Source organism: Leptonema illini DSM 21528 (genome assembly GCF_000243335.1).
GTDB classification, from domain to species: Bacteria; Spirochaetota; Leptospiria; order Leptospirales; family Leptonemataceae; genus Leptonema; species Leptonema illini.
This window is the reverse complement of the sequence record NZ_JH597773.1, coordinates 2,245,781-2,270,212: the sequence shown is the minus strand read 5'-3', so window position 1 is coordinate 2,270,212 and position 24,432 is coordinate 2,245,781. Positions and strand designations below refer to the sequence as shown.

Sequence of the window (24,432 nt, the reverse complement as noted above, 5' to 3'; positions counted from 1 at the left end):
CTGTTTTCCGCTTTGCCGCCTCCTCTGCGACGGAATCCTGGACCTATGGCGCGGATCGTCGCACTGGCTTCAGGAAAAGGAACGAATTTCCGGGCGCTTCTGGAAGCGGCCGCAGAAGGACGCATCTTCGAGGCTGAGTTTGTCGGACTGGTCGTCGACCGTCCGCATACGGGAGCCGAAGAGGCCGCTCATGAGGCGGGCATCGAGTGCACGGTTGTCGACTATAAATCGTTTGCATCTCGAAAAGAGTACGACCAGGCCTTTGCAAAGGCCGTGGCCGATTATGCACCCGATCTTATCGTCGCCGCCGGCTATATGCGCATTCTCGACGATGATTTCGTGCGCAGTTATCCGAACCGCATATTGAATATTCATCCGTCGTTGCTGCCTGCCTTCCCTGGACTGCATGCGCAGCGCCAGGCCCTTGAGTATGGCGTTAAGGTGTCGGGATGCACCGTGCATTTCGTCGACGAAGGCCTCGATTCCGGGCCGATCGTCGTGCAGCGCGCCGTGAGCGTGCCCGAAGGCGCCGACGAGGCGCAGCTGACGGCGCTGATCCGTTCGGTGGAGCATGAGTCGTATATAGAGGCGGTTTCGCTTTTCTGCGAAGGACGCCTGCGCTTTGATGATCGGCGCGTCGTAATCCTGCCCGGGCGCGAAGAGTAGTTATCTATTCCAATAAATTAGAATTCAATTCTGGAGATTATTATGATTCAGGTAAAAAGAGCGCTTCTTTCCGTGTCTGATAAGACGGGCGTCGTCGATCTGGCCCGCTTCCTTGCTCAGCGCGGAGTCGAGCTTGTTTCTACAGGCGGCACCATGAAGGCGCTTGCCGACGCAGGGTTAGCCGTTCGATCGATCGACGACCTGACGGGATTCCCCGAGATGATGGACGGCCGCGTGAAGACGCTTCATCCGAAGGTACATGGCGGTCTGCTCGGCCGTCTCGATATCGCCGATCACGTCGAGGCGATGAAGAAGCACGGTATCGAAAAGATCGATTTAGTCGTTATCAACCTTTATCCGTTTGCGAAGACGGTCGTTTCCGGAGCGGACGCCGATCATTGCATCGAAAATATCGACATCGGCGGCCCGTCGATGCTGCGCTCGGCGGCGAAGAATCATCCCTTTACGGCCGTCGTCTGCGATCCATCCGACTATGGAATGCTTACAAAAGAGATCGAAGAGAAGGGTGGCATCGACATCGTAACGTCGCGGCGCCTTGCAGCTAAGGTCTTCAATCAGACGGCCTCGTATGATGCCATGATCGCCGACTGGTTTAATCAGCAGACCGGCGAAGAAGAGCCCGCCCTCCTCACGCGCACCTATGAAAAGGTGATGCCGCTTCGCTACGGCGAGAATCCGCATCAGAAGGCGGCGTATTACCGTCCTGTGCTCGATGTGGCCCGTCGACCCGATCTTCGCGAAGGCTTCGAGCAGATTCAGGGCAAAGAGCTTTCGTTTAACAACCTGCTCGATCTGAGCGCCGCCTTTCAATGCTCGCTTTCTCTGCCGGGCCACGGCGTCGTTATCGTCAAGCATCTCAATCCCTGCGGCGCTGCCTTCGCGTCTGATGCTCAGAACATCGCCGACGCCTTTATCGAAGCGCGTAAATGCGATCCGGTCAGCGCCTTTGGCGGCATTATCGCCGTAAACGGACTGCTTGATGAAAAGACGGCGAAGTTGATCAACGAACAGTTCGCCGAATGCGTGATCGCTACGGCCTATAGCGATGAGGCGCTGAAGTTCTTCGCCGATAAAAAGAATCTGCGTGTTTTGAAAGTGGATGATGTGCAGCGATTCCTATCTCCGCGTAAAGAATTCCGTCAGGTGATGGACGGTATGCTCTTTGAAGATATGGATGTGGGCTACAGCGATCGTTCTACCTGGACGGTGCCGACGAAGCGCAAGCCCACCGAGGCGGAGTGGAGCGGCCTGAATTTTGCCTGGAGGCTCGTGAAGTATGTGAAGTCGAACGCCATCGTCTTCACGAATGAAAAGGCCAGCCTTGGAATTGGCGCCGGACAGATGAGCCGTGTGGATGCCGCCGAGATAGCGGCATCGAAGGCCGCTCGTAATAGCCTCGACCTTTCCGGATCATGTGTGGCCTCTGACGCCTTCTTCCCGTTCCGTGACGGACTTGATGTCGTGGCGAAGGCCGGTGCAAAGGCCGTTATCCAGCCAGGCGGATCTGTGCGTGATGAAGAGGTGATCGCCGCCGCCGATGAACAGGGCATCGCCATGGTCTTTACGGGCATGCGGCATTTCCGTCATTGATGAGTGAGAGTGAGCAGAGGCCTTGCAAAGATTTCGTTTGCTGACCGAGGAAGAGCGACGTCGCGCACGTTTGCTTCAGCGCGTCATCATCAGTCTCATCGTCTTCTCGATGTTGATGCTGCCTCTGCTCAGTTATGTTACGGGTCTTGTCTGGAGATACGTCGTTATCGGAGTCTTCATGCTGGGGCCGTTGCTGCCGGTGTCCCTTTTATTAAAGCGGGGCCAGGTAACGATTGCCTCCTGGATTCTCGTCTTCAATCTTCAGCTGCTTGCCGTCGCCATCAGTCTCACATCGGGCGGAGTTAAGTCGCCAGGCTTTGCCGCCTTTTTCATTATCATATTTTTCGCGGGTTTATTGTTGGGCGGTCGCGTCGCTGCCCTGATCGCTTTTCTGTCCTCGTTATCCGGCCTCTTCATGTGGCTCATCGAACGATGGGGCATGCTGCCCGAGCCCGTGTATCGACATGGCGATTTCGTCTTTCTCATCTTCGCCAGTATTCTTTTTTTTCTGACGTATTTCGTTCACGATTTTTCGGATCGCTTCATGCGCCGGACTGTGGACAGACTGCGCAGCGAGGTTTCGGTGCGTCGCCTCGCCGAAGAGCGTTATCGATCGGTCATCGCCGCTCTTGATGAAGGCATCGTAGTACAGGACAGGCAGGGGATCATTACCGCGCATAATCGTCGCGCCGAAGAGATACTCGGTATGACCGATGATGAGATGATGGGACGCAAATCCGTCGATCCTGTCTGGCGTGCGATTCGAGAAGACGGCTCACCCTTCCCTGGAGAAGAGCATCCGGCGATGGTAACTCTCAGAACCGGCGCTCCTCTGCATAACGTCATTATGGGAGTGCATCATAGAGACGGGAGCCAGCACTGGATATCGATCAATTCACAGCCTCTTTTTAAAGGGGAGGAAGAACTGCCGCATTCCGTCGTTACCTCATTCACCGATATCACCGAGCGACGCGCCGTTGACGCCATGATACGGCGTCAGGCCTTCTATGATTCGCTGACAGAGTTGCCGAACCGCATTTTATTTCTGGATCGACTGAATCAGGCGATTGCCCACTGTCGGCGAAGCGGTACCGTGCTTGCCGTTCTTTTTCTCGATCTGGACCGCTTCAAGAATATTAACGATACGCTCGGGCATGGTGTGGGCGACGGGCTTCTTTCAGCTGTTGCAGATCGCCTTCGAGAGATTCTGCGTTCAGACGATACCGTTTCCCGTTCCGGCGGAGATGAATTTCTTGTGTTGCTTTCGGATCTTTCTCAAGCAACAGATGCGGGCTTTGTCGCCGATAAGATACTCACTGCCATGGCCATGCCATTTCGTGTCGGCGACTATGAGTTGCATCTCACGACATCAATCGGCATCAGCGTGTATCCAGACCACGGAGAAGACGCTGAGTCTCTCATTAAGAACGCCGACATCGCTCTCTATCGAGCGAAAGAGATGGGGCGGAATACGAAGGCCAGCTTCTCGATGGCGATGGACCGGCATGAATCGATGCATACCGAGAATGAGCTGCGACGCAGCCTTAAAGAGGAGCATTTTGAACTTCACTTTCAGCCGAGGGTCGAGCTGCTCACGGGTCGCATTACGGGCTTTGAGGCATTGTTACGCTGGAATCATCCCGAAAAGGCCATGATCGGACCGGATCGCTTTATACCGATAGCTGAGGAATCGGGCCTGATTCTTCCACTCGGCGAATGGGTTATTCGCGAGGCCGAGAGAGTGACGCGCAAATGGCGCGGCCTCGGCCTCGACATGGATAACTTTACGATTTCGGTGAACGTTTCAGGTCGACAATTTTTCCAGCCCGGCTTCGTGCATAAGCTCCTTTCTATCGTGAGTGAAAATCGTTCCTGCATCGAGCTTGAGATTACCGAAACCATTGCCATGAAAACGGGCGAGCAGACGCTTGATATTCTGCGTCAGCTGGATCGGGCCGGTTTTTCGCTTGCCCTTGACGATTTTGGAACAGGCTATTCCTCGCTTCGATATCTACAGGAGTATCCGATCGATACTCTGAAGATCGATCGTTCGTTTGTCGAAAAGCTCGAACAGGATGAACGCAACAGGCATATCGTTGAAACGATCATCGGACTCGGCCGTCACCTCGGTCTTCGCACAGTGGCAGAAGGAGTGCAGACGCCCGAACAAAGGGAGCGTCTTGCTTCTATGGGATGTGATGAGATTCAGGGATTCCTCTTCAGTCCGGCTGTGCCCGAGGCAGCGGCACTCGCCATGATGCAGAGCGGGCTTCAGGCCGATTGATCGACCGCAGCCGAAACCACACATCCGGCATGCAGGCTATCGGCCTCTATGCATTGCTCGGCCCGATCAAGCAGGTCACTCACCGTTTCAAAGAGTTCGCTTTCACGTCGACTGACGGGCATAGCGGCATCGGTGGCCCGGGAAAGCACATACGAGAAGAGCCGCTCCAGGAATGGAAGCGATCTGTCGTCGGCCGGTTGCAGGTAGGCGAACTCATTGCGGTGAACGTCGTGAGCATACAGCACTGAGAAACGGCAGACTTCACCGGTAAAGAAGTGCAAAGGGTACACGCGTACGGTCTGCCATGAATCGTCGTCTGTACATTCATCGAAATACGGGACTCCGACGTAGAAGAAAACGTCGTCGGCTGAGAGATCGTTCGTGGATTCGGGGTGTTGCATACACCCCTTTTACCATCGACCCGGGACAATTATCGAACGTGGTCTTCGCTGTAGACGACCTGACCGGCAGTCAGCCGACCGTTTTCGATGCGTGCCTCAGCCGTTTCTAAAAGCAGGCCGATCTGATCGAATAGCTCACGCTCTTCGTCTGATTCATCATTATCCGCTTCTTCGTAGATACGTTCAAGGAGAGGAACGGAACGTTCATCGGCTGCTTCCAGATAGGCGAAACACTGCCGGTGTACGTCAAAGGCAAGATGTGCCGACACATAGCCATGCCCTTTTACGAAAAAATGCAACGGCCAGATCTGCACGGTCTGCCACGATTCCGGAGTGATGGTGTGCTCGGCCGGCAGCGAGGCGCTGGCCGTCTCTTCGAAAAAGGGCTGCCCGGTCAGAAAGTAGACATCGGCAAAGGCGGCCGTTTCATCGGAACGAGAGAAGGATGGTGAGCTATCTTCCTGTTTCATACGCCTTATATAGTCTGCGTCACACTGCATTTCTCAAAAAAAATTCAGATTTCTATTTTCCTGCGAATCGATGCGGCCCCATGCGCCCCCTGCGGCCTGGCCTGAATCGATGGCGAATCGATTCCTCATCCGCCCTGATGCAAAATAGCGCCCCCTCTTCCTGATTCTGCCTCGACAGGCTTCGCCCGGCCGACGGTCTGGATCTGTATGGAGCTTTACACGGAAAAAGAGATCACCCTTCAGGATGCCCTCGAGCATGGCCTGACCGAAGAAGAATTCGAGCGCATCAAAGGCTTCCTCGGGCGTATTCCCACCGTTACGGAGCTCGGCGTTTACTCCGGCATGTGGTCGGAGCATTGCAGTTATAAAAATTCCATTCTACAGCTGAAGACCTTACCGACCGAGGGCTCGCGAAACCTGGCCACGGCGGGCGAAGAGAATGCAGGCGCCATCGACATCGGGGGCGGTCTGGCCGTCGTTTTCAAGATCGAGTCGCATAACCATCCGACGGCGATTGAGCCGTTTCAGGGGGCGGCCACAGGCGTGGGCGGTATCATGCGCGATATCTTTACGATGGGCGCCCGTCCGATCTGTTCGCTGAACTCGCTGCGCTTCGGGCCTCCTGCCGAGCCGCGCAACCGACATCTTTTCACAAAGGCCGTCGAAGGCATCGCCTTTTATGGCAACTGCCTCGGAGTCGCCGTCGCCGGCGGAGAGGCCTTTTTTGATCCGACCTATTCGCGAAACTGCCTGGTGAATGCGATGACGGTGGGCGTGGCGCGTACCGACCGCATGGCCACCGCAACGGCGAAGGGCGAGGGCAATCCGGTTTTTTATGTGGGGGCGACGACGGGGCGTGACGGCATCCATGGCGCAAGCTTTGCTTCGCGCGACCTTTCAGAAGAAAGCGAAAGCAAACGTAGCGCCGTTCAGGTAGGCGACCCTTTTAAAGAGAAGCTTCTGCTTGAGGCGACGCTGGAGCTGATTCGATCCGACGCCCTTGAAGGCATCCAGGATATGGGAGCTGCGGGGCTTTCCTGCTCCACAAGCGAGATGAGCGCGAAAGGCAAGGTCGGCATGGATATCGATCTGAACCGCGTGCCTCTTCGCGAAACGGGTATGAACGCCTACGAGATCATGCTCTCAGAATCGCAGGAGCGTATGCTGGTCGTCGGCAAAAAAGGCCAGGAAGAGACGATCCGACGTATCTTTGAAAAGTGGGATCTTCACGCAGAGATCATCGGTACGGTGACGACATCCGGACGACTGCGCCTGTTCCATAACGGAAAGCTCTGCGCCGATATGCCTGCCGAATCGCTTGTGCTTGGCGGCGGAGCGCCACGCTATGTGCGCGAACAGCGTCGTCCCGAGCATATCGACCGTGTCGCCCGATTCGGCGACGGCGAGGTATCCCAGTCGAAAGATCTGGCCGGTGATCTGCTTCAGTTACTGGGCTCGCCGAATATTGGTTCAAAGCGTCCCGTTTATGAACAGTATGATACGGAGGTCGGCCTTGTGCGCGTGCAGAGCCCCGGCGGGCATGGCGGCGTTATTCGTATTCCGAACATCTTAATGGAAGATATCGAGCTTGCGAACTTTGCCGATGATCCGTCCCGTGTGGCTGCCTCTCCCGTGCCCGAAACGCACCGCGGCCTTGCGGTGAGCACCGACTGCAATCCGCGCTTCGTATATCTCGAACCGGCGCGCGGCGCTGCCCTTGCCGTATATGAATCGGCACGCAACGTCGCGGTGACCGGAGCGGAACCGCTTGGCATCACCAACTGCCTGAACTTTGCAAATCCCTATATTCCCGAAAACTATTATATGTTCGCCGGCAGCATCAAAGGCATGGGAGATGCCTGTCGTGAACTCGGTATTCCCGTTACGGGCGGCAACGTATCTTTCTATAATGAGAGCGAAGAAGGGCCGATTCTTCCCTGTCCGACGATCGGCATGGTCGGCCTTGTTGACGATGTAGAAAAGGCCATCGGCCCCTTTTTCAAGCAATCCGGTGAACGCATCTTCTTGATTGGAGATTTCCTGCCCACCTTCGGCGGATCGGAGTACCTGTGGCAGAAGAGGTCAGTCGTTGCGGGTATCGCCCCGGAACTGCGCCCCGATACCGAGAAGGCGCTTCATGCCTTCTTGCAGGAGAGCTCGCGAAATGGATTGCTGCAGTCGGCGGCCGATCTTTCTATCGGAGGCCTGGCCGCGGCGCTCTTCAGAATGTCGTACAATTCTTATTTTGAAACGTCGGTCGGATTTCAGTTATCCGAAGCTGTTGTTGGCGAGCTTGCGAAGAAGGTCGGGCGTCCTGATAAACTCTTCTTCGGAGAAACCTCGGCCAGCATCATCGTTAGCGCACAGCCCGAAAAGCTTTCTGCTATGAAAGATGTGCTGGCCCGGCATGGCCTTAACGCGATCGAGATCGGCGTCACCGGCGGCGAACGCCTTGACTTTGGCCTGTTTCAGGTTGAGACAGAGGTCGCGGTCAGAGCGTATGAAGGAGCGTTGAAGCCGGTTTTTGCTACAGCTCAGGGCTGATTGCGCATCCGCCGGATTAAGGTGATGCGACCCTCTGCATCGGTGTACAGGTCAAAGCCCTCTTTGATGAGGCCTTTGAGCACCCTGTAGAGGGTCAGCGATACGACAGTATCTTTTTTCAGGGATTCGGCGCTGAAGGACTGCAACTCGCTCATCTGTTCTATTTTCGGTTGGCAGGAGCCTGTAATTCAGGGGAGCAGCCGAACACTTCTTTACAATCATGCCCATTCTGCCAGAATTATCAGGGAACCTGGCCGGCATCCGAACCGTCATAAAAATCAATTGAAAAATCAAAGTGCCGATGGATCATTGCCGCATTCGTCCAAATTGCTATTTAAAGAGAAATCCCTGATATGAAACGTGGAATACCGAAATTCACAAAAATCCTGGCCTCGATGGCTCTACTGCTGTACGCCGGCTTCTGCGGATGTGATCCGGCGCAGAGTAAAGAGGTTCCGCAGGGATTCTCGCAGGATAATTTTGATCGCGTTGTTGAGCACGCCCTTTCCAACTATCTCGATCCCGAGATGGTCGTAGCCCGGCGCTGCTACATCGGGGCCGCCGAAGAGGCCTTCAAGACCCTGCCGGCAGGCCTTCTCATGATGCCCGAGTCGTTCTATTCGCGTATGCCCGAGATTGTCGCTCCCGAACGTCAGATTCCAGGAAAGAAGATAAAGATCAGCGCCGACGATGCCTTTGTTATCATCGTGCCCGACTATAAAGAGCTTGAAAAACGCCGCAAGGCCATAGAGGCCCGCGAAAAGGCCCGTCGCAAGACGATGACGCAGGCGCAGAAAAACGCCGAGGCCGAAAAGTTTCGCGATCAGCTGAAAAAAGAACAGAAGGAACTGGAAACGGCATGGGATTCCGTGAAGTTCTCTCGCGATGACTTCCTTCGCGTTATGACGTGGATAGAGGCGAACCTTGACAGCTACAAAGAGCTGCCTTCTACGTTTGAGGGCGAAAATCCTTATGCCGATACGCCGTTTGGCATGCACTACGTTTATTTCGCCGCTGCAAACGGATTCTTGCAGAACATGGACCCGCATAGCGCCGTGATCGATAATACGTCGTGGGATAAGATGCGCAAAGAATCCGAGGATTCGTCTTTTGAGGGTATCGGCGCCCTTCTTCGCGGAGGCGGCTCCAGCGATGTGATCGTCGAGACTCCGCTTCCTGGATCGCCTGCGTTAAAGGCCGGATTGCGAGCGGGCGATATCATTCGCAAGGTTGATGGAAAGAGCATTGAAAACCTGAATCTCTCTGAAGTCGTCAAACGCATACGTGGAAAGAAAGATACGGCCGTCGTTCTCGATGTGGAAAGGACGACGGAGGTCGAGCAAATATCCATTCGCATCAAGCGTGCGAAGATCGAGCAGAAGGCCGTATCGTCGAACTATCTGCTTGATCTACCGTATAAGGATTTTATGCCGATGCGAGTCGGTATCATCAAGATATCGTCGTTTCTTTTCGATAAAAAGCGACCTTCTGAATTGATCAGGCATGAATACTACCAGCTGCTTGAAAAGGCCGACGGACGGCTGGATGGTATCATCCTTGATCTGCGCGGGAATCCGGGCGGCGATCTCGAAGAGGCGATCAACGTGGGCGGGCTGTTCCTGCCCGATAACACCGTCGTCGTCGAGATTCGTTCGAGAGAAGAGAAGGCCCGTCGTAAGAGCCGTGAAAGAAGGCTCGTTGTGAACAGCAAGGACGTGCCCATCATCGTGCTCATTAATGCTGGCTCAGCTTCGGCCAGCGAGATCGTAGCCTCAGCTCTACAAGATCATAACGCCGCGCTGATTCTCGGAGAGCGATCCTTCGGCAAGGCCTCTGTGCAATCCCTGCGCCCCGTGGACTCCGTTATCGTGAAGGTGACGACGGCTCGTTATTATGCGCCCAATAACTATACGATCCAGGTCTTTGGCGTTGAGCCCGATATCAAGGTTTCAGACGAGGTTGACGGCTCCTATCCCGTGCGTTTTCGCGAAGAGGATATGTGGAAGCACCTGCCCGAGCTCCAGCAGAAAAAAGAAGATCCGGCGCGTCGGGCCTGGATTGAACGTTTGAAGCAGCTTGCCGCAGCCGAATCACAGGCCGCCGAGAACTTTCTCAAAGGGCATGAAAAAGATGCGGTGAAACCTGATGCTATGTTGATCCGGGCTCTGCCGTATCTGAAGGCGATGAAAAGCGGCGCCGCTCCCTGAACACGATGGCTGAGCTGAGTTGCGATTTCCTGATCCTCGGAAGCGGCGTAACGGGGCTGTATACGGCCTATCAGCTTGCCGACCTTGGATCGGTCGTTCTCGTAACGAAGGCCGATCTCGTCGAATCGAATACGGCCTATGCGCAGGGCGGCATCGCTTCTGTGCTGGCCGCCACCGATTCGTTTGAGAGTCATATTCGCGATACGCTTGATGCCGGGGCCGGGCTCTGCGACCCCGAAGCGGTCAGGGTGCTTGTTACGGAGGGGCCCGATCATATTCGCCGACTCATCGAGCTGGGCGCTCGTTTTGAAACAGGGCCCGGCGGAGAGCTGGATCTGCACCGCGAAGGCGGTCATTCGCATAATCGCATCGTTCATTCCGGCGATCTTACAGGGAAAGAGGTTGAGCTGGTTCTCGCCGACGCCGTGCGCAGCAAGAACGTGAAGATCCTCGAACACCACTCCGCCGTGGAACTGATCACGCGTTATCATCTTGAAGGCGGTAATCCGGGCGCAGAAGAGCCGGCCTGCTTCGGCGCCTACGTGTATAACCGCAAAACATGGGAGATCTTCGTAATCAGGGCCAGGGCGACCATTCTGGCTACCGGCGGAGCAGGGCACGTCTATTTGCACAACACGAATCCCGAGGTGGCTACGGGAGACGGTGTCGCTCTCGGCTACAAGGCCGGCGCCGTCGTTTCTAACATGGAGTTCTATCAGTTTCATCCGACCTGTCTCTATGATCCCGGACGGCGTTCTTTCCTGATCACCGAGGCGATGCGCGGTTTCGGCGGCAGGCTTCTCAGCTATGAGATGCGTCCATTCATGCATGAATACGACGAACGCAAAGAGCTCGCCCCCCGAGACATCGTCGCAAGAGCGATCGACGCCGAGATGAAGAAAAGCGGCTCGCCTCACGTATGGCTTGATGTCAGCGATCATCCGGCCGAAGAGCTGATGCATAAATTCCCGAACATCTATGCTACATGTCTCAGTCGCGGCATCGATATCTCAAAGCAGCCCATTCCCGTCGTACCGGCCGCTCATTATATGTGCGGAGGCATTGAAACCGATCTTTTCGGCCGCACCCGCCTGAAGGGCCTGTACGCCGCGGGCGAGGTCGCCTCGACCGGTGTGCACGGCGGGAACCGTCTGGCCTCAAACAGTCTGCTTGAAGGCCTTGTATTCGGCAGTCGCATCGCCGCCGATCTGAAGGCGAATCCGATTCGCGACGACAGAGAAAAGATCCGACCCTGGAATAAAGAGGGCCTGGATAACCCTGAAGAGTGGATTCTGGTTCAGCATAACTACGGCGAGATCCGGCATATTATGTGGAACTATGTCGGCATCGTGCGCTCCAATCTGCGTCTAGATCGCGCCCTGAGACGCATGAATCTGCTCTGTGATGAGATTATGGATTTCTATCGTAGAACGGTCATTCAGAACAAAATCCTTGAACTGCGCAATCTTGCCGTCGTGGCAAAGCTGATCATTCTTTCGGCGCGTCATCGCCATGAAAGCCGCGGTCTTCACTTCACGACCGACTATCCCGAAAACCGGACGCCTTCGCGTCAGAATACGTCGATCGTACGCACGCCAGACGACGAATTCAAGTTCCTGAGTTGAGAGCCCGCCCGCGATCCGGAATTTCAGGTTTAAGCGATGCGGCCTTAGAGTCGCCGGGAGCGGGTTTGAATTATTTATCCGCAAGCGGCAGAAAGAGTTCGGCAAGGATTCTCTGGCGCGAGGCGCCGTCCATATGATCGCGTACTTCCTGAATCAAAAACATCCCGCCATGCTTGTTCGCTATATGGTTAACGACGGAAAGCCCGAGCCCAAGGCCGAAGCGTTCTACCTGTTCCATGCCTTCAACGGGCGGATGCAGCCTGATGAAGGGCTCGATGACAAGGCGCTCAAAGTCTCGCGGAATTCTGCCGGCTTCGGCGACATGATTCATGACTGATAGAACGGCATAACCGTTTGCCTGATGGGTGTAGCAATCGATTCGCCCGCTATCGGGAGTATATTTTAACGCGTTGATCAACATTTCCTCAAGGGCGAGTCCCACGCTGTTTAGATCCACCTCCAGAGAGACCGATTCGGGATTGCTATGGAACTTCACCTCCTGCCTGATCGTTATCTTCTCTGAAAGCCCTCTATACAGGTGATTAAAATGCTCTTGCACGGCCAGTAGCTGTGTCGGCATCAGATTGAACTGACGCTCTATGACTTCAATGATGGATTCGAGTCCATTAAGAAGGTTTCTCGACACGTCGCTCATCTGGAAAAGCCGGCTGAGAAGGTCGGCCGGGACGATAAACTGGTTTTCATCGGATTTGCGTGATTTCAGGCGCAGTAAATCGATCATCGTCAGAATGCTGCCGAATCCCGCCCCCTGATTCATCGAAGTCATCAGATTATGGATCAGATTTCTTTCATAGGAATGGGCATGTTCCGCCTTGTTCTGTTCTTTGTAGGTTAACCATTGTAAGTGCGTTCGCAGCTTCGTCGAGGATTGCTGTTCGAGTCGTTTGCGAGCAAGCAAATCGCTTCTATGTTGCCAGCCGCTAATGAGCGTGGTTTTCAGTTGATCGGGATTGAGCGGTTTGATAAGGTAATCGAAGACGTTAAGCTTCATCGTCGCAACGATTTCCTCCGGGTGCGATTCGGCAGTCTGAATGATGATGACGGGATGCGTGTCGGCCTCCTGGATCTGCTTGATGAGATCGTGGCCGATGTCGGGAAGACTTGAATCCAGAACATAACAATCAGCCGTTCCATGTCGGTTTATGAGATGCAGGGCCTGCTGGCCGTCGGCGGCTTGAAAGCAATGAAATCCGGTTTCTCTGCCCAACCGCTCGGTTAGAGAGCGACTTGCCGCATCCCCGCCGATAATAAAAAGCCTCGGCTTGCTCTGACTCCGCTGAAGAGATACAGGCTCTCTTGAAGCGGCAGGTTTTTCGGATTGAATCAACATACGGTCCCCGTGAACTATCAGATGGACCCATTCGAAAAATCCCGGTAGATTTTTTCCGCCGATTGCCTGTCACCGGCCTTTTTTCTAACATTAATTGCATACACCATTGCCAGCTCCGGCTGCATCGCTCCATGCTAGGAGTTCCGTTCCACCCGCACCGGCTCGAACCAGGCCTGGGGCCATTCAATTCTCGCTTCCAACTAATACCGTTCCAACCGCACCCACCTGAGAGCGGAGCGTGCCGGGCCTGGTGCTCAACCAGACAACAGAGCACCACCCGCACGGCCGAAGGTGGGTGCGGTTGGAACTTGACAGCGCGGCCTTTTTATGAAATCTGGCGGGATGAACGGAAAGACGGCAAAACTGCTGAATCGCTATGCTCTGAAAAAGGGAACTAAGGTCGACGACCTGAAAAAACAGTGGCTGTCTCTCAATGCCGGTGAGCGTTTCTCTCGCCGTCAGGAGATGCTGAAAGAGCTGAAAGGCGGAAAATGACCGCTCCGGGCTCTGAAAAGGCCCTCCGGTTGCAAAACGCAGCCGATCCATTCCATCGTCTGAAAGAGATTACGGCCATCCTGCGCGAACCGGATGGCTGTGAGTGGGATCGCGCCCAGGATTTCCACTCCATGAAAGAAGGCCTGCTTGAAGAGGCCAGCGAGGTCGTCGCTGCCGTCGAGTCGGGCGATCCTGAGAATCTAAAAGAAGAGCTGGGCGATCTTGCCTTCCTCGTCCTCTTCTATTGTAGACTGGCCGAAGAGAAGGGGCTTTTCCGGGCCGCCGAAGTCTATGAGGCCGTCTCTGATAAGCTTGTCTTTCGCCATCCGCATGTATTCGGCGATCTACAAACATCTGATCAGAAAGAGATACTGAAAAACTGGGAGAAGCTCAAAGAACGCGAGCAGCGCGCCAGAGGCGAAGAGCCGCGCTTCGGCGAGAAGACCGGGCATCTGCCTGCGTTGATCCGTGCCGATAAGATTCAGAGCAAAGCTTCGCGGAAGGGCTTCGACTGGAAGCGAGGCGACCTTGCATCGATATTTTCCGTATTGCGCTCTGAGATCGACGAGCTTGAGGCCGAGCTTGGCGCTACTTATGAGGCGACCGATTCCCCGTTAAGCGACATGCGCCGGGACCGTATTGAAGACGAACTCGGCGATCTGCTTTTCTCCGTTGTGAATCTCGGCCGTCATCTTGCCGTTTCCTCAGAGCGATCGCTTCACCGATCGACCGAGAAATTCATCGAGCGATTCCGGCGTCTGGAAGAGGCCGCATCCACCGAAGAGGTTAACCCATTTGGTATCGAGAACGAAGCGGAGCGCCTGGGCGCTCTCGAACGACTCTATCAGAAGGTGAAGTCGGATCGTGGGCATTGATATTCGGCGCGACGTTCCGCTCGCTCCGCTGACGACGCTCGGCCTGGGAGGCCGAGCCCGTTTCTTTATTCCTGTTTACTCCACTGACGATCTGCGCGAGGCCCTTGCATGGACTCATGCAAAGGCGCATCCACTTTACGTTTTAGGCGGAGGCAGCAACACCATCTTTCGCGACGCCGGCTTCGACGGCACTGTAATTCATCTTCAAATGAAAGGCCTTGAGCGATCCGGTTGCGACATGACTGTCGCTGCCGGCGAAGTCTGGGATGACGTCGTTGCCCGATCGATCGAATCGGGCCTGTCGGGCATCGAAAGCCTGTCGGGCATTCCCGGATTGGCCGGTGCGACGCCCGTGCAGAACGTCGGAGCCTACGGACAGGAAGTTGCGTCGACGATTGTTAGCGTCACGGGCGTTCATGCTGAGACGGGTGAGATACGGACTGTCGAAAAATCGGATTGCGGCTTTGCTTATCGTAACAGCTCTTTTAAGAGAGGTTATCCGCTCATTATTACCGAGGTGAGATTTCGTTTATACGAAGCAGATCCAGAGCCTTCCTATCCCGAGCTGAAAGAGGCGTTTGCAAAGGCCGTCGATTCCTTCGCAAACGAAAAGGGAAGGGGACCGAACCGGCAGGAGGAGCTACAGTTACTTCGAACGAGTGTGTTTTCCATTCGCCGACGTAAGTCGATGGTTGTCGATTCCTCTGACCCCGATTCGAAATCGGCGGGATCGTTTTTTACGAATCCCGTTCTCAGCGAGGATCAGTTTGAAGAATGTCGCAACAGGGCGGCACGTCTCGGGCTGTCGCTTCCTGCATATCCATCGGGAGAGACGGTGAAGCTATCTGCCGCCTGGCTCGTGGAAAACTCCGGTTTTGTGCGAGGTTATACCGAGAACGGCGTGGGCATCTCGAAGGCCCACGCCCTGGCCCTTGTGAACAGAGGCGGCACTACAGAGGCTCTTCTTGCCCTTGCCGATAGGATCGTCGACTCTGTAAAAGAACGGTTTGGTGTCGAGCTGGAGCGCGAGCCCGTCCTTGCCCGCTGCTAAGGCCCTGAACGCTTGTGGTCAAGGTCCTCGCTTGATCCGTGTTGACATATCGCCACTGCTTGATTTGCTGTGGATGTGTATGTTGCAGTGGATACGATGAGCGGCGATCACGGCCCCGCCCCGGCCGTCGACGGAGCCGTGCAGGCCGTGCATGAGTACAATGCCCGGGTTATTCTTGTGGGCGACCCTGAAATCCTCGAACGGCAACTTGCAGGCTATTCTTTTGATCGTGACATGATTCTCATCGAACCGGCCCGCGGTGTGATCGGAATGGACGAATCCCCTTCGCGCGCCGTAAAAGATCGACCCGATGCCTCCGTCGTCGTATGTGCCGATCTTGTACGACGCAAAGAGGCTATCGGCTTCTTCTCACCGGGCAATACCGGGGCAACGATGGCTGCCGCCCTTTTCAAGATGGGGCGGATTCGTGGAGTAAGCCGTCCGGCGATCGCATCGCCCATTCCGCGTGAAGATGGCGGCACGACCGTTCTTGTCGATTCCGGAGCAAACGTCGACGTGAAGGCGCGATGGCTTGTGGAATTTGCCATCATGGGCGAGCTGTATGCGCGCGAGATTCTCGGTGTGCCGAAGCCGCTTGTGGCCGTTCTATCGAACGGAGAAGAAGACAAGAAAGGCAACGTCGTCTCGGTGCAGGCCTGCCGTGATCTTGAAAAGCTCGATCTGAATTTTCTGGGCAATATCGAAGGGCGGGATCTGTACGGCGGCACGCCAAGGCAGGTTGATGTCGTCGTCTGTGACGGCTTTGTCGGTAACGTCGTCCTTAAAGCGACGGAGGGGTTGGCCGCAACGATCTTTCGCATCCTCATCAAAGGTATTGAAGAATCAAGCCTGGCTAAAACGGGCGCCTTTCTATTGAAGCCCGTCCTGACCGAGATCCGACGCCGCATGGATTATACCGAATACGGAGGCGCTCCGTTGCTCGGCGTGAACGGCGCCTGTGTGATCGGTCACGGAAGCTCTAATGCGAGGGCCTTTAAAAACGCCATTCGTATCTGCTGGGATTTCGCTGAAAAAGACATCAATCATAAAATCGAGAAGCGCATATCTGAAATCCAGTATACAGCAGAGACCGGTTCCTGAGAATCGAGCATGCGGCGCAGATGCGCTTAAAAAAAGGAATGGCCTTATAGGCCTTCGGCGGGAGTAACAATGAGCGAAAGACTGTTCTATCATCTTGATGAATCTGAGATGCCTGATGCCTGGTATAACATACAGGCTGATTTTACCGATCCGATGCATCCTCCGTTGCATCCGGGTACAGGGCAGCCCATTGCGGCGGCCGATATGGGTCCTCTTTTTCCCCAGGCCCTCATCGAGCAGGAGATGTCGCAGGAGCGATGGATCTCGATTCCGGGCGAGGTCGTCGATATCTATCGGCTCTGGAGGCCGGCTCCTCTGATTCGAGCACGAGCTCTTGAGAAGGCCCTTGATACACCGGCGCGAATCTACTTTAAATACGAAGGCGTATCGCCGACAGGTTCGCATAAGCCGAATTCGGCCGTAGCACAGGCATACTATAATAAGAAAGAAGGCGTGCGCCGTATCACGACCGAAACGGGAGCCGGCCAGTGGGGTAGCTCCCTTGCCTTTGCCTGCAACCACTTCGGTCTCGAATGCCTTATCTACATGGTAAAGGTATCCTATAATCAGAAGCCCTATCGCAAGAATATGATGGAGCTTTTCGGGGCGCGTGTCGTCGCTTCTCCATCGACCGAAACCGACGCCGGCCGCAAGATCCTATCCGAAACGCCCGATTCTCCTGGCTCGCTCGGCATCGCCATCTCTGAAGCGGTTGAGATGGCTGTAAAAGACGAGCATACGAAATACTCGCTCGGTTCCGTTCTGAACTTCGTAGTTCTGCATCAAACCATCATCGGTCTGGAAACCGAGAAGCAGCTGGCCCTGGCCGGCGAGAAGCCCGACGTGCTGCTTGCATCTTTCGGAGGGGGCTCGAATTTCGGCGGTTTTGTTCTGCCGTTTGTGAATCGTAAGATCAAGGGCGAGTCGATGCGCATCGTCGCCGTCGAGCCCGCCGCATGCCCTACGTTAACCAGGGGCGTCTTTGCCTATGATTTCGGTGATGCGATCGGAATGACTCCGCTTATGCCCATGCATACGCTGGGCCATGATTTTATTCCGAGCCCCATCCACGCCGGCGGATTGCGATATCATGGAGCCGCGCCCATTATCAGCCACGCTCTCAATCAGAATCTGATCGAGGCGGTCGCTCTGAAACAGAACGATTGCTTTGCTTCGGCGGCACTTTTCGCTAAGGTGCAGGGCATTATTCCGGCGCCGGAATCTACCCATGCCGTTCATGGAGCTATGCGTGAGGCGCTTCGCTGCCGTGAAGAAGGAAAATCCGAGGTTATCGTTTTCAATCTGTCAGGTCATGGTCATCTTGATATGTCGGCGTATGACGCCTTTTTGCAGGGTAAGCTGGGCGACGGTGAAATGAGCGACGCGGAGCTTCAGAAAAACCTGGCCGCTGTGCGAAAGATCTGATATCTTAGCGCTGAAACCATGCAGAAGAAAACTACAGTGCGGCTGATGCTGCTGGCAGCGATCGCGTTTACGATGAGCGCTACGTTTGCAGCATGCAAACAGTCCGAAGGCGAATCTCCTCGAGTGCATCGAGGAGATCTCATCTCCAGAAGCAATCTGAACTTTGATTACGTCGAAGGCGATCTGATCAATTGCAAGAACGTATCGGTCGTTTATTTGAAAGGCGACATCCGCGGCGAGAAAAGCCGCGGTGTGCACGTTCAGGTGATGAAAGGCAACGTGCAGGCCGGTCAGGTGAAAATCGACGTGCTCGAAGGCGATATCATCGAGGGACGATCGGTGAGCGTCCGCCTGCTTCTCGGCGAAGATCTGAGCGCCCGGGCCGATGTTCTTGAACGTCAGCCCTCCCGCCGCACACAGTTTTAGCAGGCTGCTTTTCAGCAGCCTGTTAGAAATTCCAGGTAAGGCCGGTGCTGATCGCCGGCTCGCCCGATGCCGTGCGCGTCATGCCGATATCGAAGCGGTAGACGTCGACGAGGTGGTAGGCGTATAGTCCCGCCGTCAGAGCGGCCCCGGCATAATAATAGACTCGATACCGGTTATAGGTCGACGTATCGGCCTGCCAGCGATCATAGCCGGCGAGGGCGGCAAGATACACCGCCTGATTCGATGACAGCTGATTGCTCAGCGCCGCCGTCGTCGTAGAGTCTTTGAAAAGACCATATACGGGATCGGATTGCAGGCGATTGTAGGCCGATGTCGCCTTCTGATACGAATAGGCGGTAAAGGCCAGCGAGCCGAAGAACGATACCATGAGAGCGTTTCCTTTCAGCTTCTGTCCTCTATCGCGCTGCGGAATACCGGGAATCAGCATCGCATAACGCAAGTTATTGCGTCGCATTTCGGCTTTCTCGGTCGGTGATCGGTCGATTACGACGATGTCTTTCTTTACGTCACGCTTGCCTTCGGGGTTTTCCATAACGAGGTCATATTCTCCGGGAGGCATAGAATCGGGATCGATATCGATCGATACCTCATCGCCGTTTCGAACGGTTTTTACGGAACGTTCTTTTCCCTGTGAATCGACGAGATAGTAACGCGTCTGCGGCATTTCACCTTCGGTCTTCAAGCGTATGGTGCGGCGTCCACCGTCGCGGGGGATGGGGCCGACCGGCGCGGCCAGCTCCATGCCCGGTTGCAGCACGCGAATGATGCGAAGCGGATTCCAATCCGTCCAGAGATACAGCTTGTTGAACTTGTTGATGAGGCCGAGGCGCTTTTCGTATTCTCCGGGCGGCAGAACGATGGTGGCCTTTGTGTCGGTCGTTTCTTTTTCGGCGACGAGTTTGCCGGCCGGTGTGCGAATTTCCAGACGATACTTCTCAGCTCCGGTAACTTTATTCCATTCCACATCAATAGAAATATTCTCGCCTTCGGCGGGTGCGTCCACCGTCGTCTGCTTCTCTTCGGTTTTTTCGTTTGTGCTCTGCTTTTCAGTCGGTTGAGCCTGAAGCGAGATGCCTGCACCGCTTAGAAGCAGCGGCAAAACTGCGAAAAGAGTGAATCCATAGAGAGTACAGAGCCCCGGTAGAGCTTTGTGACGGGCGGCAGCGAAATGGAATCGGTCGGTGCCGGCGATCTTCGCCTTACGATCTGCTGATGTTTTGAGTTTATCTTTCATATCTCACTTCACAAAGATCGTATCAGGACTGATGAATTCCGGTTTCTGCCCCTGATCCAGGCTGATACGGAATGGAACGACCGTCTCTTCGCTCTCGGCATCCGTTCCTTTTGTGCGAGCCGTTACCGACCAGGTGAAAAGGCCCGTATCCAGAAGATCAAGGCGGGTATACAGGAGCTGATTGACGGGCGTGAACTGTTCGAATACCTGCTTGCGGCCAGGTTCTCTATACAGCCTGAAACGATAGGCCGTTGCTCCGGCGACGGGCTGCCATCGGAAAAGTATGTTTTCCTGCTGTGTCATATCAACAGGTGCCTGAGCCAGCGGATACACGGGCATCACCTTCGGCGGTCGAACGGCAACGGTGAAGCGTTCGATGCGGCTTTCACCAAGCGCCTCTCCTGACGATCCCGTCTGTATAACCTTCCAAAAATACTGGCCCGGTCCAAGCTTTACCTGACTGCCTTCAGAGGCGGAAGGCTGGTCGACAACAGGATCTTTGAGATCGGCGTTTGCCGAGATAACCAGGCGGTATCCGCCCGGGATGCCGGCCGATCCCTGCCAGCGCACTGCGACGGCTTCGTCGCGTTCAAGGACGACGGAGCGATCGGCGACAGGAAAGATCGAAGTGACTTCTGTCTGGCTGCGTATCGAAAAATTCAAGACGCCCGACGGATCTCCATCTTCGGTCAGCACTCTCCAGTAGTACGTGCCTTCCGGTAGATTTCGCTTGAGAAGCAGAGATCCTGTCGTTGTCGATTCGCTGACAACAGGCTGGCCGAATTTTGCATCGGATGAAATCTGAACTGTATAACGCTCTCCCTGAATGGTTGATTTATAGGCGAAAACCATGCCTTTCTCGGCGACGACGCGTTGTAGAAGTGTAGCCCCGGCCGGAGCCACGGGAACAGGAGGAGGCATTTTTTCGAGGCGCTTCACTTCAAACGAATTTACAGCCGATGGCGAAACCGCGTCTGCGACCGAGCTCACCGGCTTTACACGCCAGAAGTAGTTACCCGGTGGAAGAGGCATTGTGAGCAGAGTGGTTTGTGCCGTTTCCTGACGAACGACATCGTTACCGGCTGCATCACGCGAGACGATGATCTGATAGGAACTGGCAAGATCGAGCTGCGACCATGAGAATTGTACCGTAGCCTCTGTTCCGCGAACAGGAAGGCTGCGTCCGTTCTGAGGAGAATGCAATACGACGCCACGCTTTTGTAAAAGGGACAGGCTGCGCGGTGGAGTTGGCTGTTCGTCTGCCGGAACGACTCTCCAGAAATAAACTCCCGAAGAAAGGGAAAGGTCGATTGAGCCCACAGCTGGCTGACTCATGACTACGGCGCGAAAGTCGCGCGTTCGCGAAAGCTCAAACTTTGAGGGCTTAGCGGCGGTCCATCGAAAGAGAACGCGGCTTTTATCGCTTTCGATAATTCTTCGCTCCCCGTCTGCCGGTTCGACAAGCGCTGCAGAAGCGAGGCGTGTTTTGATTTCGCTGCCATCCAGCGAGGCCACTTCATTCTCTGAGATTTCGTTTGATTGCCCGTCACGCTGTAGACCGGCTTTACCTTTCTTGACCTCAAGCTGCAGAGAGTCGGGACTGTCGGAGGACAGGCGAGCCTCGGCATCGGCAAGATTCACTTCGGTGTCGCCGGAACGCACTTTCAGATCGGCACCATCGCCGGAGGCGGCGCGAATGCCTCCATATGAGAAATCCAGAAGGGCCTCGTTATTTGCAAAATTCAATACAATCAACGTGTTTTCTTCGAGAGCGATACGGCTTCCGTCGTTTAATACGATTTCAGCTTCAGATAGATTTTCTGTACGAATTGTATCGCGGTTATATACAGGGGTCTCGGTGCGAAGGTTTTCCCAGACGGGTTCGCGATCAAGCCGCCTCTGAGCGACCCGTTCCTTAAAGACGATCTTGCCTATAGGTTGACGATCACCGGCATCAAGCGTGCGGTTGAGATCAAGGTACAGCAACATCGAAAGCAACGCGGCAACAAGCAGCGCAACCGCCGTAAAGGTGATGTCACTCCTGGATAATCTCATACTTCTCTTCTTTATCCTCTTCCATCACGGCACCGAGCTCGCCCTTCGTTCCCCAGTCGATGCCGGCTCTTTTGCGCAATTCGTCGAGGTTCTTCGGTCGATCGGGATCATCCTTTCTACCGAGGACGCAGTAGATCGTTTGCGGCTCCGATTTTCCTTTCACTTTAATAGCGGGCATCTTTACGACGTCGAATGAATCGGCGACTCTATCATAGGCATCCTGCGAGATGAGGATGTCGGTCGCAAATGGTTTGTTAAGCGATTCGATACGCGAGGCGAGGTTTACGGCGTCGCCGATGACGGTGAACTCAAGTTTCTTCTCAGAGCCGATCTGACCCGAAATAACCGCCCCCGTATTGATACCGCAACCGAATTTGGCGATCGGAAGGCCGTGCTCGGCGTTGTACACGTTGAACTCCATCAGGGCCTTTCGCATCATCAGGGCTCCGTCGACTGCGTTCGCCGTATCGTTACCGTGACTGATCACCGATCCCCAGGTGGCCATGACGGCGTCGCCGATGAATTTATCCACGACGCCATGGCTTTTATCAACACAATCGACCATGAGAGTGAAGTAACGATTCAGATATTCGACTACTTCCTCGGGCTGTAGCTTTTCTGACATGGCTGTGAATCCGCGAAGGTCAGAGAAGAAGACTGCACATTCTTTCTTCTCACCGCCCAGCTTGATCTCGCCGCGCATGGCTCGCTCAGCCACCTCTTTGTTAACAAAACGACCGAAGGCGTCTTTCATACGCTCGCGTTCAGCGAGACCGTTCACCATCTTGTTAAACGAGGCGGCAAGAACACCAACCTCGTCGCCACTTCGTGGCTCTACGGCGACGGAGTAGTCTTCGTTCTCAACGCGCTGTGTGGCTCCAACAAGCTCACGCAGTGGTAGGGCCAGGCTTCGTGCAAAGAAATAGCCGACAAGTATAGCCAGAGATAGTACGATGCCGAGAACGTAGAGGTTTCGGTTACGGATTTCTTCGACGCGAGCAAAGGCCTTCGCTTCTTCAATCGTGTAGATTACACCCAGCCCCGCAAGAGGCAGCTTCTTGTAGGCTCCTCTGTACCATTTGCCCTCATATTCGTAGCGGATCATCGCCTTATCAAGCGTGCTTTTCATCATCTCTTGAAAAACGGGCAGGTTGGCCACGCTCATTCCGCCGAGCACCACAGTCGGATCGGGATGCGCTACGATGCTTCCGTTGCGATCGACCATGAAGGTTAACGATGCGTCGGTGCCGAGAAAGGACTCGCCGATACGGCGAGCGTCGGCAACCACGACGAGAATCTTGCCGGCTTCAGCTCGTGACGGAAAAGACATGACGATGAGCGGCATGCGGAATCCGGTCGAAGCGTTCATGACGGTTGTTGCTCCCGTCTTAGCCGCTACCAGCGATGAACCATAGAGCGAGGTAATACGAGTGAGATCGTCCTCAATCAGGCCGTTGAGATCCATCTGCTCTTTATTAAGAAGAGTCGATGAAACGGAAAGTGTATCGGCGACCGGCTCCGTCGTGATGATCGCGAAGATATCCTGGTTCCCCTGGAAGGCTTCGGAACTCAGTGCATCGGATTCGGCTGCCTTCGCTGCGATGAGGTTAGCACTGTATCGGGTCTGCTCAAGAATGACCTGTACCTTCTGCCCGACGACCTCGTTCAACTGCGTTGCATTGGCTTCGATGTCACGAGCTACGTCGTTACTGAATTCCATGCTGGCCCAGAAGATCATTGCGCTTAACGCCGAAACAATCAGAGCCGAGAGAAGGGCGATGGTCTTAACCTTGATATTCCAGCGCGATACCTTGATCTCGCTCCGGGCGATCGGTGTCGCTTGCCGTGTCGCTATGGAAGGAGCGGGTGGTGGAGCCGGTGCAGCGACTTCGGGCTTTTTCGGTGGTTTCTCTGTTTTAGAAACTTCTGCCTGCGGAACGGTTGGAGGAGGCGAAAGGGTCGGCTTCTCTGTTTTAGAAACTTCTGCGTGTGGAACGGTTGGAGGAGGCGAAAGGGTCGGCTTCTCTGTATGCTCCGGTTCACTATGCGATTCCGGAGTTTTTTGAGCTGGCGGGCGCGATGGAAAGGGGACTACCGATCCGCCTTCCTTCTTCTCGGAAGTGGCGGATTTTTCTTCGGGAGGCGTTTCACGGGGAGCCTTTTCGTGGGGTGCTACCCGTCGCTGCACGGGCTCGTCGGTGATTATGGGCTTGAGGACAATCGGAGGCTCGTCAAGCACGGGATCAAGGTGTAGGGCCTTTTGCAACCCTTCATTCGATTCTGCATGCAGAAGCAGGGTACGTTCATCCCGGAAGCGGGAAAGCGCTCCTCGAGCAAAAAGCTCTTCAAGGCGCATGAGATGCACGGACATGCTCTGTAAAAGGATATCTCTCGCCAGAAATTCCAGCGCCATCCCCTGACCGGAATCGACCAGCAGGACGAGCTCAATCCCCAGAAGTTTCCACTCCCGTACGGCCCTCGACAGTTCGGCATCGCCCCGGTGCCGGATCAGCGTATTCAAAGAGTCGTCAAGTGCCCATTGAAATTGATATCTCTGATTCCCGATCATTCTTCCCTCGATTCGTCAGAG

General features: G+C 54.9%; 19 protein-coding genes. 12 read left to right on the top strand and 7 right to left on the bottom strand.

What is annotated here, in order from left to right:
• Positions 1–45 precede the first annotated feature (45 nt).
• The 3 genes from purN to LEPIL_RS22010 are packed head-to-tail and all read left to right on the top strand — an operon-like array spanning position 46 to position 4,561.
• Positions 46–666 (top strand): phosphoribosylglycinamide formyltransferase, encoded by a 621-nt coding sequence (purN, locus tag LEPIL_RS10435; protein ID WP_002772434.1) that lies wholly within the window; start codon positions 46–48, stop codon positions 664–666.
• A 42-nt stretch (positions 667–708) separates the two neighbouring features.
• On the top strand, positions 709–2,277 hold the full coding sequence (gene purH / locus LEPIL_RS10430; protein WP_002772433.1) for a bifunctional phosphoribosylaminoimidazolecarboxamide formyltransferase/IMP cyclohydrolase: 1,569 nt from the start codon (positions 709–711) through the stop codon (positions 2,275–2,277).
• Positions 2,278–2,299: 22 nt separating this feature from the next.
• Positions 2,300–4,561, top strand: a complete 2,262-nt coding sequence (locus tag LEPIL_RS22010; RefSeq protein ID WP_002772432.1) for a putative bifunctional diguanylate cyclase/phosphodiesterase — start codon at positions 2,300–2,302, stop codon at positions 4,559–4,561.
• On the opposite strand, the gene LEPIL_RS10420 is transcribed toward LEPIL_RS22010, so the two are convergent.
• Positions 4,549–4,962 (bottom strand): hypothetical protein, encoded by a 414-nt coding sequence (locus LEPIL_RS10420; RefSeq protein WP_002772431.1) that lies wholly within the window; start codon positions 4,960–4,962, stop codon positions 4,549–4,551. The genes LEPIL_RS22010 and LEPIL_RS10420 overlap by 13 nt on opposite strands.
• A gap of 29 nt (positions 4,963–4,991) precedes the next feature.
• Entirely contained in the window at positions 4,992–5,432 is a 441-nt protein-coding gene (locus tag LEPIL_RS10415; RefSeq protein ID WP_002772430.1) for a hypothetical protein, read from the bottom strand.
• 207 nt (positions 5,433–5,639) lie between these two features.
• Here LEPIL_RS10415 and purL point away from each other — a divergent pair, with 207 nt between their 5' ends.
• Positions 5,640–7,976 carry a phosphoribosylformylglycinamidine synthase subunit PurL gene (purL, locus tag LEPIL_RS10410; RefSeq protein ID WP_002772429.1) on the top strand — a complete coding sequence of 779 codons (2,337 nt, stop codon included), beginning with the start codon at positions 5,640–5,642 and terminating at the stop codon, positions 7,974–7,976.
• Here the strand turns inward: purL and LEPIL_RS23425 are convergent.
• Positions 7,967–8,131, bottom strand: a complete 165-nt coding sequence (locus tag LEPIL_RS23425) for a hypothetical protein (protein ID WP_002772428.1) — start codon at positions 8,129–8,131, stop codon at positions 7,967–7,969. The two genes, purL and LEPIL_RS23425, sit on opposite strands and share 10 nt — an antisense overlap.
• A 198-nt stretch (positions 8,132–8,329) precedes the next feature.
• Here LEPIL_RS23425 and LEPIL_RS10405 point away from each other — a divergent pair, with 198 nt between their 5' ends.
• Positions 8,330–10,183 (top strand): S41 family peptidase, encoded by a 1,854-nt coding sequence (locus tag LEPIL_RS10405; protein WP_002772427.1) that lies wholly within the window; start codon positions 8,330–8,332, stop codon positions 10,181–10,183.
• Between the two features lie 5 nt (positions 10,184–10,188).
• Positions 10,189–11,808 carry an L-aspartate oxidase gene (nadB, locus tag LEPIL_RS10400; protein ID WP_002772426.1) on the top strand — a complete coding sequence of 540 codons (1,620 nt, stop codon included), beginning with the start codon at positions 10,189–10,191 and terminating at the stop codon, positions 11,806–11,808.
• A 70-nt stretch (positions 11,809–11,878) separates the two neighbouring features.
• Here nadB and LEPIL_RS10395 read toward each other — a convergent pair whose 3' ends face one another.
• The gene (locus LEPIL_RS10395; protein WP_002772425.1) at positions 11,879–13,159 is read right to left on the bottom strand and encodes a hybrid sensor histidine kinase/response regulator; all 1,281 of its coding nucleotides are present in this window, start codon (positions 13,157–13,159) and stop codon (positions 11,879–11,881) included.
• Between the two features lie 342 nt (positions 13,160–13,501).
• Between LEPIL_RS10395 and LEPIL_RS23685 the strand changes: the two genes are divergently transcribed.
• The 6 genes from LEPIL_RS23685 (at position 13,502) to LEPIL_RS10370 (ending at position 18,532) form a co-directional block, all read left to right on the top strand.
• On the top strand, positions 13,502–13,654 hold the full coding sequence (locus tag LEPIL_RS23685; protein WP_169314807.1) for a hypothetical protein: 153 nt from the start codon (positions 13,502–13,504) through the stop codon (positions 13,652–13,654).
• Positions 13,655–13,683: 29 nt separating this feature from the next.
• On the top strand, positions 13,684–14,529 hold the full coding sequence (mazG, locus tag LEPIL_RS10390) for a nucleoside triphosphate pyrophosphohydrolase (RefSeq protein ID WP_157135055.1): 846 nt from the start codon (positions 13,684–13,686) through the stop codon (positions 14,527–14,529).
• Positions 14,519–15,580 carry a UDP-N-acetylmuramate dehydrogenase gene (locus LEPIL_RS10385; RefSeq protein ID WP_002772422.1) on the top strand — a complete coding sequence of 354 codons (1,062 nt, stop codon included), beginning with the start codon at positions 14,519–14,521 and terminating at the stop codon, positions 15,578–15,580. The genes mazG and LEPIL_RS10385 overlap by 11 nt, the downstream gene beginning before the upstream one ends.
• Positions 15,581–15,655: 75 nt before the next feature.
• The gene (plsX, locus tag LEPIL_RS10380; RefSeq protein ID WP_002772421.1) at positions 15,656–16,681 is read left to right on the top strand and encodes a phosphate acyltransferase PlsX; all 1,026 of its coding nucleotides are present in this window, start codon (positions 15,656–15,658) and stop codon (positions 16,679–16,681) included.
• A 69-nt stretch (positions 16,682–16,750) separates the two neighbouring features.
• Positions 16,751–18,106 carry a TrpB-like pyridoxal phosphate-dependent enzyme gene (locus LEPIL_RS10375; protein WP_002772419.1) on the top strand — a complete coding sequence of 452 codons (1,356 nt, stop codon included), beginning with the start codon at positions 16,751–16,753 and terminating at the stop codon, positions 18,104–18,106.
• Between the two features lie 18 nt (positions 18,107–18,124).
• Entirely contained in the window at positions 18,125–18,532 is a 408-nt protein-coding gene (locus LEPIL_RS10370; RefSeq protein WP_002772418.1) for a hypothetical protein, read from the top strand.
• A gap of 22 nt (positions 18,533–18,554) precedes the next feature.
• Here the strand turns inward: LEPIL_RS10370 and LEPIL_RS10365 are convergent, their stop codons facing one another.
• The 3 genes from LEPIL_RS10365 to LEPIL_RS10355 are packed head-to-tail and all read right to left on the bottom strand — an operon-like array spanning position 18,555 to position 24,411.
• The gene (locus LEPIL_RS10365; RefSeq protein ID WP_002772417.1) at positions 18,555–19,787 is read right to left on the bottom strand and encodes a hypothetical protein; all 1,233 of its coding nucleotides are present in this window, start codon (positions 19,785–19,787) and stop codon (positions 18,555–18,557) included.
• A gap of 3 nt (positions 19,788–19,790) precedes the next feature.
• Positions 19,791–21,842, bottom strand: coding sequence for a FecR domain-containing protein (locus LEPIL_RS10360; RefSeq protein ID WP_002772416.1), 2,052 nt, complete (start codon positions 21,840–21,842; stop codon positions 19,791–19,793).
• Positions 21,823–24,411 carry an adenylate/guanylate cyclase domain-containing protein gene (locus tag LEPIL_RS10355; RefSeq protein ID WP_002772415.1) on the bottom strand — a complete coding sequence of 863 codons (2,589 nt, stop codon included), beginning with the start codon at positions 24,409–24,411 and terminating at the stop codon, positions 21,823–21,825. The genes LEPIL_RS10360 and LEPIL_RS10355 overlap by 20 nt, the downstream gene beginning before the upstream one ends.
• Positions 24,412–24,432: the final 21 nt, after the last annotated feature.